This window comes from Plantactinospora sp. CA-290183 (assembly GCF_050936375.1).
Classification (GTDB): domain Bacteria; phylum Actinomycetota; class Actinomycetes; order Mycobacteriales; family Micromonosporaceae; genus Plantactinospora.
Genome location: NZ_JBNJMX010000017.1, coordinates 25,892 through 42,341 on the forward strand (window position 1 = coordinate 25,892; position 16,450 = coordinate 42,341).

Below are 16,450 nucleotides of genomic sequence, written 5' to 3' on the forward strand. Positions count from 1 at the left end.
CGTCAACCCGCCGAGGCGGCGGCCGGGCTGCGGTCGGCCGCCCGCTCCCCCGCGGACACCTCGAAGACCAGCTCGTCGTCCCGGGCGTCGACCCGGACCCGCTGGGTCGGTTGCAGTGTCCCGTCGAGCAGCATCCGGGACAGCCGGTTGTCCAGCTCCCGCTGGATCGTCCGGCGCAGCGGTCGCGCCCCGAACTGCGGCTGGTAGCCGTGTTCGGCGAGCCAGTCCACGGCGGCCGTGGCGAACTCCACGCCGATGTTCTGGGCGTGCAGCCGCCGGCGGGTCTCCTCCAGCAGCAGCCCGGTGATCTGGCGCAGCTGCTCGCCCTCCAACCGACGGAAGATGATCACCTCGTCGATCCGGTTGAGGAACTCCGGCCGGAACTGCTCCTGCAACTGCCGCATCAGCCGGTCCCGCAGCACCGCGTTCTCCTGGTCGGCGCCGTTGCCGTTACCGTTGCCGTTCGGGCCGCGACCGAAGCCGACGCTGCGCTGGGTACCGGTGATCAGCTCCGAGCCCAGGTTGCTGGTCATGATCAGTACGGTGTTCTTGAAGTTCACCGTCCGGCCCTGGCTGTCGGTGAGCCGCCCCTCGTCCAGCACCTGGAGCAGGATGTTGAACACGTCCGGGTGCGCCTTCTCGATCTCGTCCAGCAGCACCACCGCGTACGGGCGCCGCCGTACCGCCTCGGTCAGCTGGCCGGCCTCCTCGTAGCCCACGTACCCGGGCGGGGCGCCGACGAGCCGGCTCACCGTGTGCCGCTCCTGGAACTCGCTCATGTCCAGCCGGATCATCCGTTCCGCCTCGCCGAAAAGCGCCTCGGCGAGCGCCCGGGCCAGCTCCGTCTTGCCCACCCCGGTCGGGCCGAGGAACAGGAAGCTGCCCATCGGCCGGTCCGGGTCGGCCAGCCCGGTCCGGGACCGCCGGACCGCCTCGGCCACCGCGGTGACCGCGTCGTCCTGCCCGACCACCCGCTCGTGCAGGTGCCCCTCCAGGCGCAGCAACCGGTCCCGTTCCTCCTCGGTGAGCTGGCTGGCCGGGATCCCGGTCGCCCGGGACACCACCTCGGCGATGTCCGGCGGACCCACCTCGGGTACCGACGCCGAGTCGCCGTTGCCCCGGGCCGCCTCCAGCCGGGCCTTCACCTCGTGACACCGGTCGCGCAGTTCGGAGGCGCGCTCGTACTGCTCGTCGGCGACCGCCTGGTCCTTCTCCCGGCGTACCTCCTCCAGCTCCCGCTCCAGCTCCCGTACGTCGCCCGCCGGGGTGCGGGTGCGCAGCCGGACCCGGGCTCCCGCCTGGTCCATCAGGTCGATAGCCTTGTCCGGCAGGAACCGGTCGGTGACGTACCGGTCGGAGAGTTCGGCGGCGGCGACCAGCGCCTCGTCGGTGAAGCGCACCTGGTGGTGGGCCTCGTACCGGTCGCGCAGCCCGCGCAGGATCATGACGGTGTCCTCGACGGTCGGCTCCGGCACCAGGACCGCCTGGAAGCGTCGGGCCAGCGCGGCGTCCTTCTCGATGTAGCGGCGGTACTCGTCCAGCGTGGTCGCCCCGACGACCCGCATGTCGCCGCGGGCCAGCGCCGGTTTGAGCATGTTGCTCGCGTCCATCCCGCCCTCGCTGCCGGCGCCGCCCGCGCCGACCAGCGTGTGCAGCTCGTCGAGGAAGATGATCATTTCTTCGCCGTGCGTCCGGATCTCGTCGAGCACCTTCTTGAGCCGCTCCTCGAAGTCGCCCCGGTAGCGGGTGCCGGCGACCAGACCGGCCAGGTCGAGCTGGACCACCCGCTTGCCGATCAGCGTCTGCGGCACGTCCCCGTCGGCGATCCGCTCGGCCAGCCCCTCCACGATCGCTGTCTTGCCGACCCCGGCCTCGCCGATCAGCACCGGATTGTTCTTGGTACGCCGGGAGAGGATCTCCACCGCCTGCTCGATCTGCTCGGCGCGGCCGATCACCGGGTCGAGTTCGTTGGCCCGGGCCTGGTCGGTCAGGTCGTGGCTGTACTGGTCCAGGGTCGGCGTGCCCCGGTCCGGGCGGGTGCCGGGCGCCCCGTTGCGTTCCGTGCCGGCGGCCTGCAGCGACTGCGGCTGGATCCGCCCGGCGGCGAGCATCCGGCCGGCCGGCGACTCGGGGTTGAGCGGCAACGCCATCAGGATGTGCTCCGGCCCGATGTACGAGGCGCCCATCGCCCGGGAGAGCTGGTGGGCGTCGAGCAGCGCCCGCTTCGCGGCCGGGGTGAGGGACATGTTCGACGGCACCTGGCCGTGCTTGGCCGGCTGCTGCACCCGGCGCTCCCCGCCGAGCGCGCCGAGCAGCGCCTCCGGATCGGCCCCGGCGCGGCTGATCAGGTCGCGCAGCGGCTCGCGCTGCAACGCGGCCCAGAGCAGGTGGTCGGTGTCCAGGTCGCTGCTGTTGGCCTGCGCGGCCCGGCGGGCGGCGTCGGCGAGCAGTTCCCGCGCGTCCGCGGTCATCAGCCGGGTGATGTCCACCCGCTGCCCCGGCCGGCGCCCTTCCCCACGGCCGAAGTACCGGGCGAGAAACTCGTCCCAGGGGTCGGTGCCGAAGTCGCCGGGTCCCTGCGTCATCTCTTGTTTCCCCCTCACGGGCGCGGGCACTGGCGACGACGGGCTACCCGGCGGAAGGCCCGACAAACGCGTCGTAACGGTCGGGCGGGCCGGCGGTGGGCCAGGCCGGACGCGGGGTCCGGCCGGCCGGACGCCGGGTTCGCCCGCAGCGGTCGACCCGGGTGGTCGGCCGGGGCCGACCACCCGGGCGGCCGGGCCCGACGACGCCCGCTGCCGCCGGTCCGCCGGGCCCGACGACGCCCGCTGCCGCCGGGTGGTGCCGGGCCCGACGACGCCCGCTGCCGCCGGGTGGTGCCGGCGGCCCGCCGGTCGGCACCGGCCCGGCCTTCCGGCGGGGCGTCCGGGCAGCCGCCCGCCCGGGTGGCAGGCTGGGGCGGATGGAGACCCCGCCGCTGCTGGTCGTGGACGCCGCCAACGTGGTGGGCAGCCGCCCGGACGGCTGGTGGCGGGACCGGGCCGGCGCCACCCGGCGACTGCGCGACCGGCTGGCGCCGGTCTCCCGCTCCGGGCTGCCCGGGCTGCCGCCGCCGGTCGACGTGGTCCTGGTGGTCGAGGGTGCCGCCCGGGACGTCCCGGGCAGCGTCGAGGTGCGGGTGGTCGCGGCGGAGCGGTCCGGTGACGACGCCATCGTGGAACTGCTCCGGGCCGAGCCGGTCGACCGGATCCGCGTCGTGGTCACCGCCGACCGCGAGTTGCGCTCCCGGGTCGCCGCGCTCGGCGCCGAGGTACGCGGACCGCGCTCCCTCTGGCCCCCGCCGGGCGAGCCGACCGGGGACTGACCCGGGGCGGACCGCGCCGGACCGGTGGACCGCACCCGGCGCGACGGTGAAGTGTCGGCTATCCGACTCCGTCACCGCCCGATCGCGCAAAGTGGTCCCCACCTCGGCGGCGGCACCGATCCGGTGCGGACAAGCTGGGAACGGACAGCCGGGCAGCAAACGGCCAGGGGGGATCCGGGGAGCAGATGGGGATAAGCTCTAATAAGAGCCCTCCCCGCCCCCAGGAGGTTTCGCCGTGGCGAGCGTCGCCGAGCTGAAAGCAGCCATCGATGCCGCCCTGCAACAGATCGGCGAGGGCCAGGCCGCCGTGCAGGCCGCCAGCGACAAGCTCTCCGAGGCGCAGCAGACGCTGGCCGGCGCGCTCGAGGGCAGCGGGCACTCCACCGTCGACGCCGCCCAGGCCTCCCTCTCGCAGGCCGCGCAGGAGCTCGAGGAGTGCCTCGCCGCGACGCTCGCCGCCGTCGAGCAGGCCCAGCTCTACGTCTCGACACTCTGACGCCGGATGTCCATCATCGAAGACCTCGGAGCCCAGGTACGGGCCGCCGCCGACGAGCTGCCGGTGGGGCTTCTGGCACAGGCGCTGGAACGCCTGCAACTCGCCTCCGAACGGCTGCGCTGGGTACGCCAGGAGTCGGCCGACCCGATGGGCGTACCGGAACTCTCCGCCGCCACGGAGCACGCGGAGACCGCCAACCACGCCCTGCGGCTCGCCCAGGACCAGCTCGCCGCCTACCTCGCCGCGATCGGGCTGGGCCAGGGCGGTGCCCCGGCCCAGCGGCGGGAGGCTCCACCCGCCGGTCCGGCCACCCCGCCGGCCACCGAGCCCGCCGGGCCGAGCCGGCGCGGCGCCGCCCCGGGTGGCCGCTGGTGGTCGGTGCGGGTGGGTGAACTCTTCGACCGGCGGGACACGCCGCCGGCCGAGCCGGCCCGGGACATCACCGACGCCGAGGAGCTGCTGCGCCGGGTGACCAGCGGAGTGCGCTCCGGCGACCGCGCCCGGCTGCACTCCGAGCTGCGCCAGGTGGAGGCCAACGTCGGGCTCGGGCTGGCCTCGGTGGCCCCGCCGGTGCTCCGGGACCTGGCCGCGGAGCTGCTCGGCCATCCGCCGCGCGCCGCCGACCTGCCCCGGCTGCGCCGCGAGCTGACCGGGCGGGTCCGCGAACTGGTGCCCAACCTGCCTCCGGCGGTGCTCGACACGCTGCTCAGCCGGGTCTGCCGGATGCCGCCGCCGAAGGACCCGGTCGAGCAGCCCCACCCGGCCGACCCGGCGGTCGCGGCGGGTGTGCTGACCGGGCTGCTCATGCACCGGCTCGGGCACGACCAGCGGCCGGTGACCGCGCGCGCTCCCCGGGACACCCATGCCTGACCTACGGACCCAGCTCGTCACCCGGGTCCGCACGATGCTGTCGCACGCGCTGGGTGCCTCCCGGAGCCGGTTCGCCGAGACCCGGACCGAGCTGGACGCCGCGCAGGAACGGCTGCGGCGGGTCCGGGACGCCGCCGCGCGGGTACCCGGGCGGGTCGGCGCGGAACGGGACCGCCGGATCGCCGAGCTGACCGACCGGTACGACGCGGGAATCACCGACCTGGCCACCAGGGCCGCGCAGGCGGCCACCCGGGAGGCGGCCGGCGCCGCCGGTACGGACTGGTCCGACTGGCGTCCCACCCCGGTGGTCCGGGGCGAGCCACCCGGTCCACTGCGCCTCGGCACGGTACGCCTCTCGGGCGCGCCCCCGGTGCCGGCCCTGGTGCCGCTGCTCGACGCGGGACACGTACACCTGTCCGGCGCCGACCGGGCCGGCTGTGACGCGGTCGTCGCCGCCCTGCTGCTGCGGGCCGTCGGCCGCGCCGCCCCCGGGGCGGTCCGGTTGGTCGGCTACGACCCGGAACACCTCGGCGGCGGGCTGGCCGGCTTCGCCCCGCTCTCCACCGCCGGCCTGCTGACCTTCGTCGGGCCCGGTGGGCTGGCCCGGCTCCTCGACGACCTGGTGGACCAGATCCGCCGGATCAACGAGACCGTCCTCGCCGGCGAGTACGGCTCCCTGCGGGAGCTGGCCGCGGCGACCGGACGCCGCCCGGAGCCGTGGCGGGTGGCGGTGCTGCTCGGCGGCGACGAACTCTCCCGGCACGAACGCGGGCAGCTCGACCGGGTGGTCCGCACCGGCGCGGCGTGCGGGGTGCACCTGGTGGTGCGCGGCATCGACCTGCCCGCCGAGCCGACCGTCCGGCGGGTGGTGGTCGGCGCCGACGGCACCCGGCTGGACAGCTGCCCCGGACTGACCGTACGACTCGACCCGGCCCCGCCTGCGGCGCTGGTCACCGACACCTGCCGGGAGGTGGCCGCCCAGGTGAACGCCGGTCCGCCGCCGACACCCTTCACCGACCTGCTGCCCCCGCCCGACCAGATGTGGCGGGAGGATTCCGCGCACGGCCTGACCGCGCCGATCGGGGACGGCCCCCAGGGCCGGCCGGTCCTGCTCACCCTGGGCGACTATCCGCCGCACGCGCTGATCGGCGGGCCGTCCGGCACCGGCAAGACAAACCTGATCTTCGCCTGGATCGGTGCGCTGGCCGCCCGCTACTCCCCCGCCGAGCTCCAGTTCTACCTGCTCGACTTCAAGGAGGGGGTCTCCTTCGCCCGGTTCGCCCAGGGCCGGCGGGACCCGAGCTGGCTGCCGCACATGCGGCTGGTCGGCATCAACGTCAACACCGACCGGGAGTTCGGGCTGGCCCTGCTCCGCTTCCTGGCCGAAGAGCTGCGCCGCCGGGCGGACGCCGCCAAGAAGCACGAGGTGACCAAGCTCGCCGAGCTGCGCGCGGTGGACCCGGACGGGCACTGGCCCCGGATCGTCGCCGTGGTGGACGAGTTCCAGATGCTGCTGGCCGGGCGGGACGCGGTCGCCCGGGAGGCCGCGGACCTGCTGGAGGACCTGGCCCGCCGGGGCCGGTCCCAGGGCATCCACCTGGTGCTGGCCTCGCAGGACGTCCGGGGCATCGAGGCGCTGTGGGGCCGGCCGGCCCTGGTCGCCCAGTTCACCCTCCGAATCGCGCTGCCCAAGGCCCTGCGGATCCTGGCCGAGCGCAACGACGCCGCGCAGGCACTGCCCCGGCACCACGCCGTGGTCAACGCCGAGTCGGGGATGGCGGAGGGCAACCAGGTGGCCCGGATCCCGGCGGCCAGCGACTGGAGCACCTGGAGCGACCTGCAACACCGGCTCTGGCGGATGCGCCCGCCGGACGCCGCGCCGGCCCGGCTCTTCGACGGCGACGCGGTGCCCCGGCTCACCGACGCACCGGACTACGGCGCGCTGCGCCCCTCGGGGCGGGGCCCGGACCGACCGGGCGGCACCCGGGGGCCGGTCGCGCTGCTCGGCGAGATCATCGACGTACAGTCCCGGTCGGCCGGGCTCCGGCTGCCCCGGGCCCCCGGGCGCAACCTCGCGGTGCTCGGCACCGGGGTGGACGAGGCGTGCGCGGTGCTGGACGCCGCCGCCCGGTCGCTGCGCCGCCAGCACCGTCCCGGCACGGCCCGGTTCTCGATCGCCTGCCTCGACCCGGACGCGGACGCCGCCGCCCGGTCGCTCTACGAGGCGCTGGGCGAGGAGGACGCCAACTGGTACGACGAGGAGACGGTCGCGGAGCTGATGGCCGAGACGGCGGCCGGGCTCGGTCCCGGCACGAGCCCGGGCGAGCCGCACTATCTGCTGCTCTACGCGGTCGATGCGGCGGCCGGCCAGCTCGGCGCCCGGGTCGCCGGCCGCACCGGCCTGGAGCACCTGCGGCAGATCCTGCACGACGGGCCGGAACGCCGGACCCACACCTTCGCCTGGTGGCGCGGGGTGGCCCGGATGCGGGCGGACCTCGGCGGGCCCGCCTCGCGTACCGACCAGATCGGCGCCTGGGTGGCGCTGGACGTGCAGGGGGCGGAGCTGACCTCCGCGCTCTACCCGGGCCAGGGCGCCGGCCCGGACTGGTACCCGCGCCCGTGGCGCGGGCTCTTCTTCGACCGGGCGGTGCACCGCACCGGACAGGTGATCATCCCCTACGGACCGTCCTGATGAACGCGAATCCCGATCCCGGCACCGGATACGCCGCGCTGGTCCGCCAGCTCGCCGAGCTGAGCGGCGAGGCCGACGCGCGGCGAGCCGAGGCGGACGCCTGGTACGAGCGCCAGTGCGCCAGTGCCGAGCGCGCGGTACAGGACGCGGAGCTGGCGGTACGGCGGGCCGAGGCGGAGCTGGCTGCGGCCCGGGAGGAGGTCGAGCGGACCGACGCCGAGGTCACCGTGTTGTGGAGCACCCTGCGTGGGCTGCTGGGTGGCAACGCGCGGCGGCTCGGCGACGCGCCGGTGCCGACCCGGGGCCCGTCGGAGAACACCGAGGCGCTGTTGGACGGGGCCCGGGAGCTGCTGGAGCGGGCCCGACGCCCCGGCGAGTTGCCCTCCTCGACCCAACCGCTGCTGGTGCTCTTCGGCGTGCTGGGCGCGGGTGCCGCGTACGCCCTCGGTCTGGCGGCCCGGGCGGCGGGCGCCCGGTACGGCGGGGATCTGGCGGTCGGCCTGCCGGTGCTGGGGCTGCTGGTGAGCCTGCTCGGCCCGGTGGTCGGGCTGGCCCCGGCCAAGGTGCTCGCCGAGCGGCGCTACGCCGGCCTGGACGTGCGCGCCGTGCTGCTGGTGGTGGTGGCGGGCCTGGCCACCACCGGCGCCCTCTTCGCACTGTTCCGCTGACTCCCGGGCACCACGCGCACGTCCAGGGGGTTAGGAGGGGGCCCTTCCTATACAGAAAGCGATAACAGGGGGCCCTTCCTTACGCCGCCGGTACCGCGACCGCCTCGCGGAGCAGGCGGCGGGCCAGCACGAGGCGGTCGGCGTCGTCGTCGAGGCCCGGCAGGTCGCCGACCCGGGTGACGCCGCCGGCCAGGAAGCTCCGCACGGCGAGCGCGCACTGGGCCGGGAAGGTGATCGTCCGGTCGAAGAGCCGCAGCGTGATCCGGCCGGGCGAGCCGGGAGCGGCACGGTTCTCGGGCTCCAGCTGCCAGTACAGGCCGTCCCGGGGGACCAGCCGGGTGTCGACGTCCAGCGCGGCGAGGACCGCGGCCTGGGCCAGCGGCCGGATCGGCGCGGGTCGGCTCGCCGGCCAGGCCCGGGCCCGCAGCCGGTCGGCGACGGCGGTCGGGTCCGCCCGCAGGAGCCATTCCCGCAGCGCCTCGACGGTCTCGGTCAGCTCCGGTTCGATCTGGTTGGCGTCGGCGACGTCCACGCCGAACGGCAGCGGGGCGCGCAGCCGCCGGTCCTCGGCGGCCAGGTCCAGCAGCGTCTCCACCAGCGTGTACCGGGTCAGCGCCCGGACTCCGACGGTCAGGTGCAGGGTGCTCTCGTCCTGGGCCTGGGCGCTGTGCAGCCAGCCGCGGGGCAGGTACAGCGCGTCGCCGGGACCGAGTACCACGTCGAGCGCCGGCGGCCCCTCGGCGACCGCCGAGACCTCGTCTGCGCGCCCGCCCCAGGGCTGCCGCTCCAGCGGGTCGGGCAGCACCGGCTCGTGGACCCGCCAGTGCTTGTGCCCGTCGACCTGCAGCACGAAGACGTCGTGGGTGTCGTAGTGGGTGGCGAAGCCCTGGTTCGCCGGCGGGGTGAGGTAGGCGTTGACCTGTAGCGGCTGTCCGAGGGTCCGGCTCAGCTCGCGGGTGAGGTCGATCAGCGGCGGCCAGTTGCGGTGCAGGCCCTGCAACACCAGGGTGGCCCCCTCGGCGTACAGCTCGAGGACGCGCTCGTCGAGCACCTGGTCGCCGATCTCCGCTCCGGCGCCGCCGCCGCCGGTGTACCGCCCGGTCGGCACCAGCTGCCCGGCGCGGGCGACCCGGAGGAACGGGGCCCGCAGCCCGCGCCGGCTGAGCAGGTCGTCGGCGTCGGCCGGGCTGAGCAGGTCGGTGAAGCCGGCCCGGTTGGGCAGCTCGGCGGCGCGGGACAGCAGCGGGGCCTTCCCCCAGTACGCGGCGGCGAACTTCGCCGGCTCGACGGCCACGCACCGGGCGAGGGCCGGCGGTACCCCCTGGGTCCCGCCGGCCGGGGCCGCCTCCGGCCGCCGCTCCCGCGCCGGCCCGGCTTCCCGGGCGGGCGGCCCGTTCCCGATCATCGCGGCGGTCCGGCGTCAGCGGGCGGCGCTGTCGGCGCCACCGTCCTGCTGACCGGGCATGGCACCGGCGTCGGCCGGTCCCTCGGCGCTGCCGTCCGCGCCGCCGTCGTGCTGGCCCGGCGTGGCACCACCGTCCGCGGGCCCCTCGGCGCTGCCGTCCGCGCCGCCGTCGTGCTGGCCCTGGGTGGCACCGGCGTCGGCCGGCCCCTCGGCCGCACCGTCCGCGCCGCCGTCCTGGCCCATCGGGTTGGCGCCGCCGTCGGCCGGCCCTTCCCCACCGCCACCGCCCGTGGTCCGGATGTCGTCGTCGTCGAGTCTCATCGGTGCTCCCTCGGCTCTGGCGCCCCGGCAGGTGCGGCGGGGCGTGGCTGCGGCGGTGGTACCCGGCGACCGAGCAGGTCTAACCCATAACCCGGCAAATCGGTCCGCCGCACGAGGCCGGATCCCGGGACATCGGGGGGAACGCGCGAGACGACGACGGTCTACCGGAAGACTCCCGGTAATGGTGCGAACGGGCCGGTGGCTCAGCGGGCGAGCGGGGCGGAGCTGTCCCGGACGACCAGGTCCGTGGAGAGTTCGACCCGCGGAGTGTCCAGCGGCTCGCCCTGGGCGAGCCGGAGCAGGGTCCGGGCGGCCAGCAGGCCCATCTCGGCCAGCGGCTGGCGCACCGTGGTCAACGGCGGCGACGCCCAGCGCGCCTCGGGCAGGTCGTCGAAGCCGACCACGCTCACGTCGTCGGGCACCCGCATTCCCCGCCGCCGGAGCGCCTCGTACGCCCCGAAGGCCATCTGGTCGCTGGAGGCGAAGATCGCCGTCGGCGGCTCGGGGAGGTCGAGCAGGGCCGCCCCACCGGAGAAGCCGGACTCGTGGTAGAAGTCGCCAGGCATGATCAAGTCGTCGACCAGCGGGATGCCGGCGGCGTCCAGCGCGGCCCGGTAGCCGTCGAGCCGGGCCCGGCTGCAGAGCAGCCGCGGCGGGCCGGCGATGAACCCGATCCGCTTGTGTCCGAGTGAGAGCAGGTGCTGGGTGGCCCGCAGGCCTCCCGCCCAGTTGGTCGCGCCGATGGTGGGGATGTCCAGGTTGGGTACGCCCGCCGGGTCGACCAGCACCATCGGCACGTTCAGCCGGCGCAGCTCGGCGTGCACCGGCGGGGCGAGGTCGCTGGCGACCAGGATGACCCCGTCGGTGGCCCGGGTGCGCAGGTTCTGCAGCCACTGCCGGGTCGGCGTGGTGCGGCGGTGGATGGCCGAGACGACGGTGCCCACCCCGGCGGCGTGCGCCACGTCCTCAACGCCCCGGATGATCTCCACCGCCCAGGGACTGTCCAGGTCGTTGAAGATGAGGTCCACCAGGCTCGCCCCGGCTCGCGGCCGGGTCGCCCGGCGGCGGTAGCCGTGCCGGCGGAGCAGCTCCTCCACCCGTTCCCGGGTCTGCGGCGCCACGTCGTTGCGGCCGTTGAGCACCCGGGAGACCGTCGGCACCGACACGCCCGCCTCCTGGGCGATCGCGGTGATCGTGATCCTGCGTCCTTCGTCGACCGTCACGAGGCAGCTCCTTCGTCGAGGCTCCAGCCTACGACCGAAACACTTTCGCGGTGGAGCCGGCGCCCGTACCACGCCTTCCCGGTATTTTGCCCCAGGTTGAGGGTTGACTGTCCGCACACCGGGCCATAACGTTCCGATCGAGTTACGGAAGTATTCCGGAAATTTCGCCGGAGAGGACCATCGATGAGCCACACCCGCGGGGCAGCCACCATGATCGCATACGTGATCTTGGGCGCCCCGGCCACCGTCCGGCCGGCGTCCGGGATGGTCTCCGGTGCGTGCCGGCCCCGCGCCGGGTCGGACCGCCCGGCGAGCCGGTAACGGGCGACCGACCCGATGCGCACCTACCGCAATCCGGTGATCGCCGGCTGGCACCCGGATCCGAGCGTCTGCCGCGTCGGTGACGACTACTACCTGGCCTGCTCCAGCTTCGAATACTTCCCGGGCGTACCGATCTTCCACAGCCGGGACCTGGTCAACTGGACCCAGCTCGGCAACGTGCTCGACCGGCCGAGTCAACTGCGGCTGCCGCCCGGCACACCCTCCTCCGGCGGCGTCTACGCCCCCACCCTGCGCCACCACGCCGGACGGTTCTGGCTCATCATGTCCAATGTCCCGCACGGCGGCACCCTGCTGGTGACCGCCGAGGACCCGGCCGGGGACTGGTCCGACCCGGTGCACCTGCCGGGCCTGACCGGGGTCGACCCCGACCTGGCCTGGGACGCCGAGGGCAACTGCTGGTGCACCTGCGCCGGGATCGAACAGGTCCGGATCGACCCCTTCACCGGGACGGTGCTGAGCCGCCCGAAGCGGCTCTGGTCGGGCACGCCGGGCGCCCGGTTCCCGGAGGCGCCGCATCTCTACCGGATCGGCGACACCTGGTACCTCCTGATCGCCGAGGGGGGCACCGAGCGGGGCCACGGCGTCTCGGTCGCTCGCGGCCCGGCCCCGGACGGCCCGTTCGAACCGTGCCCGACCAACCCGATCCTGAGCCACCGCAGCACCGACCACCCGATCCAGAACACCGGACACGGCGACCTGGTGCAGGCCGCGGACGGCTCGTGGTGGCTGGTCTTCCTCGGCGTACGCCCGCGCGGCGGCACCCCGGGCTGGCACGTGCTCGGCCGGGAGACCTTCCTCGCCCCGGTCTCCTGGGTCGACGGCTGGCCGGTGGTCGGCCAGGTGGACCCGCTGACGGTGGCGCCGGACGCCGGCCCGGCCCCGACTTCCGCGCCGGTCGGTGCCGCACCGGCGCGGGACGACTTCGACACCGGTGTGCTGCACCCACGATGGATCTCGGTCCGGTCCCGGCCACCGGAGGACGTCTCCCTGGCCGAGCGCCCGGGATGGCTGACCCTGCACGCCCGGGGCGGGTCACTCGACGACCCGACAGTGACGTTCGTCGGGCGCCGGCAGGACCAGCACGACGTCCAGGTACGCGCCCTCGTCGACGCCGGGCGGGGCCGGGGTGGGCTGGCGGTACGCCTCGACGAGCAGCACCACTACGCGGTGGAGGTGGCGGGCGGCGAGGTGTCCGTACGGGCCCGGATCGGCCCACTCGCCCAGTGCCTCGCCACCCGGAGCGTCGCCGGCCCGGTGGTGCTCCGGATCGAGACCCGCGCCTCCGGGCCGGAGATGGACCATCCCCGCCAGGAGCCGGACGTGGTCCGGTTGGGCCTGGAGTTCGCCGACGGGGAGTTTGTCGCGCTCGCCGAACTGGACGGGCGCTACCTCGCCACCGAGGTGGCCGGCGGCTTCACCGGTCGGGTGATCGGCTGCTACGCGGCTGCGGGCACCATCCAGGTCGACTGGTACGACTACCGGTCGCTCTCCTCGGACCGCCTCGCCATGGCCGACGACCTGATAGACGCCTGAGGTATCGGAGGCGGATCCGGCCCGGCACCGTGGGACGGCGGGCCGGTCTCAGGAGCCGGGGCTGGCCGGGACGGTCCGCTCGAAGACGTCCGCCTCGTACCGCGGGGTCATCCCGACCGACCGGTAGAGCTGGACCGGCTGTGTCGGGTTGCTCAGGTCGACGCCGAGCCCCGCGTACGCCCGCCCCTTGGCCGCGTAGCGCGCGAACGCCCGCGCCAGCAGCGCCGTGCCCACCCCACGCCGCCGGTACGCCGGCAGCACCGCGAGCTGCTTCACCCAGCCCTCGTCCTGGTCCAGGGTCTGGTCGGCGGACTGCAGGACGCCCACCGGCTCACCCGCCACCTCGGCCACGAACCACTCGTCCCAGGCCACGCTCGGCAGCGCGGCGACCTGCTCGCGCCACCGCTCGTACGTCGTCGGCTGGTGGTCCGGGGTGTCCCGGAACCCGGTGTCCAGCACCCGGTGGAACGTCCTCAGTTCGGCCTCGTCGGTCGACCGGACCGGTCGGATCGTCACCCCTGGTGGCGGGAGCGGCGGTTCACCCGGCACCCCGTCGAGAGGGCGGCGCATCCGGGCGTACCGCTTGACGAACCCGAAGCCGGCGGCCCGCAGCGTGCCGATCCACCGCTGCTCGGTCGGGATGGCGATGGCCCGCACGGTGATCCGGTCGAGACCGAACTCCGCCGCCCGTTCGGCCGAGCGGGCGAGTTGCCGGGCGAGCAGCGGCGCCTGTGCCGGCAGCCCTCGCCGCGGGTGCACGTACACCTCGACGGTCTCCCGCGGTCCCCGGTTGGAGTCCTCCAGGTAGGACCAGCCGACCACCTCGCCGGCGGGATCCACCGCGAGCCAGGAGTCGCGGGCCGGATCCAGGTCGGGCGCGGTCAGCACCTCCCGGACGTCCTCGGCGCTGAAGTCCGGGTGGCCGAGCGCCGCGATGTCGCTGGCATGCACCACACCCAGGATCACCGGGACGTCGTCGAGGCTCGGCCGGCGGACCGACCAGCCGGGAGGCAGCCGCATGGCCAGCATTCAACCCCGTGCCGAGCGCCGGTGCCGCCGAATTTCCGCCGCACCGCGCCAACCCCGGACGGCGGGCGGTGGCCGTACGGTCAGCGGGCGAAGGTGCCGACCATGTTGCCGCTGGCCAGTTCGAGATCCTGGATCGCGGCGTGCACGTCGGGCGCCTGCGGCGCGCCCGGCAGCTCCAGGGGGCGGTTGATGGCGTAGAGCCGGAAGAAGTAGCGGTGCGGGTCGTCGTTCTGCGGGGGATGCGGGCCGCCCCAGCCGGGGGTGCCGAACCCGTTGACCCAGGCCCGGCCGCCCGGTGGCAGCTCGCCCTCGGCCACGCCGCCCGAACCCGCCTCGATGCCGGTCACCAGCCAGTGCAGGAACGGGGTGCGGCCGGCGTCCCGGTCCTCGACCAGCAGGACCAGCTCGGTCGCCGAGTCGGGCACGTCGGACCACTCCAGTGGCGGCGAGATGTTGCCCCCGGTCCGGGAGAACCGGTCCGGGAGCCGGTCGTGGTCGTTGAAGGCGACGCTGCGGATCATGATTCCGGCCATGGCTTCGTCCCTCCGTTGCGCGACTCGTGCCCCGGCCCGCCGTCGCGCGGCGGACCGGGCCTGGCGGCACCGCCCACCGCACGGACCGGTGCGGCGCGGGTACCCGCAATGCGGGCGGTGAAACGGCGACCGGCGGGTGGAGCCGGAAATCAGCGCAGCCGGCGACCCAGCCGGCGCCCGCGCCCGGTGAGGTCGTCGATGACCAGGGTGAGCCCGGCGCCGACCAGCCAGACGTCCTTCGCCAGCGCGGTGCCCTGCTGGGTCGGGCGCGGGTCGCCCGGCGGGTGCAACCCGGGCGTCGCCCAGTAGAGCCGCATCAACCCGCCGGCGAAGCCGAGCAGCCCGGCGCCGACCAGCGCGGACGGCACGACCGGCAGCAGCAGGGCGACGCCCAGCGCGATCTCGGTGCCGGACAGCGCCCGGGCGAACGGCCCGGGCTGGAGCCGCTTGAGCGGCGGGAGGGCGCTCACCGCCATGCCGTGCACGCTCTGGGCCGCCTCCCCCTCCAGGCTCCACTTCGACAGGCCGGAGTTCAGGAAGAACGCGCCGATCGCGACGCGCAGCGGGACATGGGACAGGTTCATCGTCGCTCCACTCTGCCGGTGCCGCTCCCCGGCCCGCCTACCCCGATCGGCGCCCCGCACACCACCGGGACGCCGGCGCGGGTACTGCCGCGCCACCGGCCACGTCGGTCAGGCCGCCGGGGACGGGTGTTCCGGGGCCCGGCCCCAACTGCGGGCCGTGTCCGCGGCGGCCATCCCGCCGAGCACCAGCGCGGCGCCGGCGGCGATCGCCACCGGCGGAAGGATCAACATCGCCGGGGCGATCAGGCCGAGCAGCAGCAGCGCGACGAACCGGGACGGCGAGACGCGGTGGAAGACCTCGTACTCGAAGCGGCAGCGGCCGAGGAGGAAGAGGGCCGGACCGCCCAGGATCACCCCGACCATCGCCCAGCTGCTGTCCCCGAGCGGCTCCCGGATGACCAGTTCGAAGCTGGCCGCCGTGATCACCACGCCGGTCACCATCACCAGATGGGTGTACGGCGCCACCCGGAAGAAGCGGCGGGCCTCGACCACGGACTCGAGCGCCAGCGGCAGCACCTCTCCCGAGCGGTGCGAGTAGATCCGCCACAGCAGCACGGTGCCGGCGAAGGCGACGAGGAACGCCCCCGAGCGGGCCAGCGAGAAGTCGCTCTGGCTGTACGAGAAGCCGGTGACCAGGATCGCGTCCCCGAGGGCGATGATGAAGAACTGCTGGTAGCGCTCGGCCAGGTGCGCGGCGGTGACGTTGTACTGCGCCCCCGGCACCCGCCCGAGGAACGGCGTCGGATAGCCGAGGCTGAACGCGCCGTAGTCGATCACCAGCGCGACCGCCCAGAGCACCGCACGCGCGGTGTAGCCCTCCATCAGTCCGCCGACGAGCCACGGTACGGCGGAGAGGCCGAACCAGAAGAAGATCCGGATCGCCCGGCCCTGCGCCTCCTGGCCCCGCAGCACGGGCACCAGGAACAGGCCTCGGCTCAGGTGGATCGCGACGTACGTGCAGGCGAAGATCAACCCCTGCTCGTCGAACGCCTTCGGCAGCGTCGCCGCCATCAGCAGGCTGCCCAGCATCACGGTGACGGTGAGCAGCTGGATCGAGACCTGCTGCGGGTCGTACAGGTCGGTGAGGAAGGCGGTGATCGCCCACACCCACCACATGCCGCCGAGCAGCACCGCGCTCTGCAGGGCGCCGGTCCAGTTCAGGTTGTCGACCAGGTGCTTCGAGACGAAGGCGAGCGCGACGACGTAGACGAGGTCGAAGAAGAGCTCCAGCAGGCTGACCCGGCGGGAGCCCTCCGGGTCGCGCTCCAGCGCCGCCTTCGTGCTAGCCCTCACCGGCCCAGCCTGCGCCAGATCGGAGCGTTTCGGCGGCGGTTTCCCCCGCTGCGCCCCGGACGGACCCGCTCCCCGGCCGCGGCGCCCGGGCGGGCGG

Annotated in this window: 14 protein-coding genes; 6 read left to right on the forward strand and 8 right to left on the reverse strand. The window is 74.9% G+C overall.

Features of this window, described 5'->3' with window-relative positions; genetic code table 11:
* Nucleotides 1-2: 2 nt before the first annotated feature.
* Nucleotides 3-2,585, reverse strand: coding sequence for an ATP-dependent Clp protease ATP-binding subunit (locus tag ACQEUR_RS20120; protein ID WP_433033374.1), 2,583 nt, complete (start codon nt 2,583-2,585; stop codon nt 3-5).
* Nucleotides 2,586-2,962: 377 nt separating this feature from the next.
* On the opposite strand from ACQEUR_RS20120, the gene ACQEUR_RS20125 reads away from it, so the two are divergent.
* The 5 genes from ACQEUR_RS20125 to ACQEUR_RS20145 all read left to right on the forward strand — a co-directional run bounded on the left by ACQEUR_RS20125 (nt 2,963) and on the right by ACQEUR_RS20145 (nt 8,090).
* Nucleotides 2,963-3,364 (forward strand): hypothetical protein, encoded by a 402-nt coding sequence (locus tag ACQEUR_RS20125; protein WP_433033377.1) that lies wholly within the window; start codon nt 2,963-2,965, stop codon nt 3,362-3,364.
* 235 nt (nt 3,365-3,599) lie between these two features.
* Nucleotides 3,600-3,860, forward strand: coding sequence for a hypothetical protein (locus tag ACQEUR_RS20130; protein WP_433033380.1), 261 nt, complete (start codon nt 3,600-3,602; stop codon nt 3,858-3,860).
* 6 nt (nt 3,861-3,866) lie between these two features.
* A complete protein-coding gene (locus ACQEUR_RS20135) occupies nt 3,867-4,730 on the forward strand; it encodes a hypothetical protein (protein WP_433033383.1) in 864 nt (287 codons plus the stop codon).
* Nucleotides 4,723-7,422: an FtsK/SpoIIIE domain-containing protein gene (locus tag ACQEUR_RS20140; protein WP_433033386.1), complete on the forward strand. Its 2,700-nt coding sequence runs from the start codon at nt 4,723-4,725 to the stop codon at nt 7,420-7,422. Before ACQEUR_RS20135 ends, ACQEUR_RS20140 begins: the two co-directional genes overlap by 8 nt.
* Nucleotides 7,422-8,090, forward strand: coding sequence for a hypothetical protein (locus ACQEUR_RS20145; RefSeq protein WP_433033389.1), 669 nt, complete (start codon nt 7,422-7,424; stop codon nt 8,088-8,090). The genes ACQEUR_RS20140 and ACQEUR_RS20145 overlap by 1 nt, the downstream gene beginning before the upstream one ends.
* A gap of 79 nt (nt 8,091-8,169) precedes the next feature.
* Here ACQEUR_RS20145 and ACQEUR_RS20150 read toward each other — a convergent pair whose 3' ends face one another.
* The 3 genes from ACQEUR_RS20150 to ACQEUR_RS20160 all read right to left on the reverse strand — a co-directional run bounded on the left by ACQEUR_RS20150 (nt 8,170) and on the right by ACQEUR_RS20160 (nt 11,039).
* A complete protein-coding gene (locus ACQEUR_RS20150; RefSeq protein WP_433033392.1) occupies nt 8,170-9,495 on the reverse strand; it encodes a cupin domain-containing protein in 1,326 nt (441 codons plus the stop codon).
* A gap of 15 nt (nt 9,496-9,510) precedes the next feature.
* A complete protein-coding gene (locus tag ACQEUR_RS20155) occupies nt 9,511-9,816 on the reverse strand; it encodes a hypothetical protein (RefSeq protein WP_433033395.1) in 306 nt (101 codons plus the stop codon).
* Nucleotides 9,817-10,019: 203 nt separating this feature from the next.
* Nucleotides 10,020-11,039, reverse strand: coding sequence for a LacI family DNA-binding transcriptional regulator (locus ACQEUR_RS20160; protein WP_433033398.1), 1,020 nt, complete (start codon nt 11,037-11,039; stop codon nt 10,020-10,022).
* 336 nt (nt 11,040-11,375) lie between these two features.
* Between ACQEUR_RS20160 and ACQEUR_RS20165 the strand changes: the two genes are divergently transcribed.
* Nucleotides 11,376-12,914 carry a glycoside hydrolase family 43 protein gene (locus ACQEUR_RS20165; RefSeq protein WP_433033401.1) on the forward strand — a complete coding sequence of 513 codons (1,539 nt, stop codon included), beginning with the start codon at nt 11,376-11,378 and terminating at the stop codon, nt 12,912-12,914.
* A gap of 48 nt (nt 12,915-12,962) precedes the next feature.
* Here the strand turns inward: ACQEUR_RS20165 and ACQEUR_RS20170 are convergent, their stop codons facing one another.
* The 4 genes from ACQEUR_RS20170 to ACQEUR_RS20185 all read right to left on the reverse strand — a co-directional run bounded on the left by ACQEUR_RS20170 (nt 12,963) and on the right by ACQEUR_RS20185 (nt 16,353).
* Nucleotides 12,963-13,934, reverse strand: coding sequence for a GNAT family N-acetyltransferase (locus ACQEUR_RS20170; RefSeq protein WP_433033404.1), 972 nt, complete (start codon nt 13,932-13,934; stop codon nt 12,963-12,965).
* Between the two features lie 89 nt (nt 13,935-14,023).
* Nucleotides 14,024-14,476, reverse strand: a complete 453-nt coding sequence (locus tag ACQEUR_RS20175; RefSeq protein ID WP_433033407.1) for a YbhB/YbcL family Raf kinase inhibitor-like protein — start codon at nt 14,474-14,476, stop codon at nt 14,024-14,026.
* A gap of 149 nt (nt 14,477-14,625) precedes the next feature.
* The gene (locus ACQEUR_RS20180; protein ID WP_433033410.1) at nt 14,626-15,060 is read right to left on the reverse strand and encodes a MauE/DoxX family redox-associated membrane protein; all 435 of its coding nucleotides are present in this window, start codon (nt 15,058-15,060) and stop codon (nt 14,626-14,628) included.
* A 108-nt stretch (nt 15,061-15,168) separates the two neighbouring features.
* Nucleotides 15,169-16,353: a low temperature requirement protein A gene (locus ACQEUR_RS20185; protein WP_433033413.1), complete on the reverse strand. Its 1,185-nt coding sequence runs from the start codon at nt 16,351-16,353 to the stop codon at nt 15,169-15,171.
* Nucleotides 16,354-16,450 lie beyond the last annotated feature (97 nt).

Bases quoted from the DNA above. Each gene is read 5' to 3' on its own strand.
- ACQEUR_RS20120 (WP_433033374.1), bottom strand. From the start codon at position 2,585: ATGACGCAGGGACCCGGCGACTTCGGCACCGACCCCTGGGACGAGTTT.
- ACQEUR_RS20125 (WP_433033377.1), top strand. From the start codon at position 2,963: ATGGAGACCCCGCCGCTGCTGGTCGTGGACGCCGCCAACGTGGTGGGC.
- ACQEUR_RS20135 (WP_433033383.1), top strand. From the start codon at position 3,867: ATGTCCATCATCGAAGACCTCGGAGCCCAGGTACGGGCCGCCGCCGAC.
- ACQEUR_RS20140 (WP_433033386.1), top strand. From the start codon at position 4,723: ATGCCTGACCTACGGACCCAGCTCGTCACCCGGGTCCGCACGATGCTG.
- ACQEUR_RS20145 (WP_433033389.1), top strand. From the start codon at position 7,422: ATGAACGCGAATCCCGATCCCGGCACCGGATACGCCGCGCTGGTCCGC.
- ACQEUR_RS20150 (WP_433033392.1), bottom strand. From the start codon at position 9,495: ATGATCGGGAACGGGCCGCCCGCCCGGGAAGCCGGGCCGGCGCGGGAG.
- ACQEUR_RS20155 (WP_433033395.1), bottom strand. From the start codon at position 9,816: ATGAGACTCGACGACGACGACATCCGGACCACGGGCGGTGGCGGTGGG.
- ACQEUR_RS20165 (WP_433033401.1), top strand. From the start codon at position 11,376: ATGCGCACCTACCGCAATCCGGTGATCGCCGGCTGGCACCCGGATCCG.
- ACQEUR_RS20170 (WP_433033404.1), bottom strand. From the start codon at position 13,934: ATGCGGCTGCCTCCCGGCTGGTCGGTCCGCCGGCCGAGCCTCGACGAC.
- ACQEUR_RS20175 (WP_433033407.1), bottom strand. From the start codon at position 14,476: ATGGCCGGAATCATGATCCGCAGCGTCGCCTTCAACGACCACGACCGG.
- ACQEUR_RS20180 (WP_433033410.1), bottom strand. From the start codon at position 15,060: ATGAACCTGTCCCATGTCCCGCTGCGCGTCGCGATCGGCGCGTTCTTC.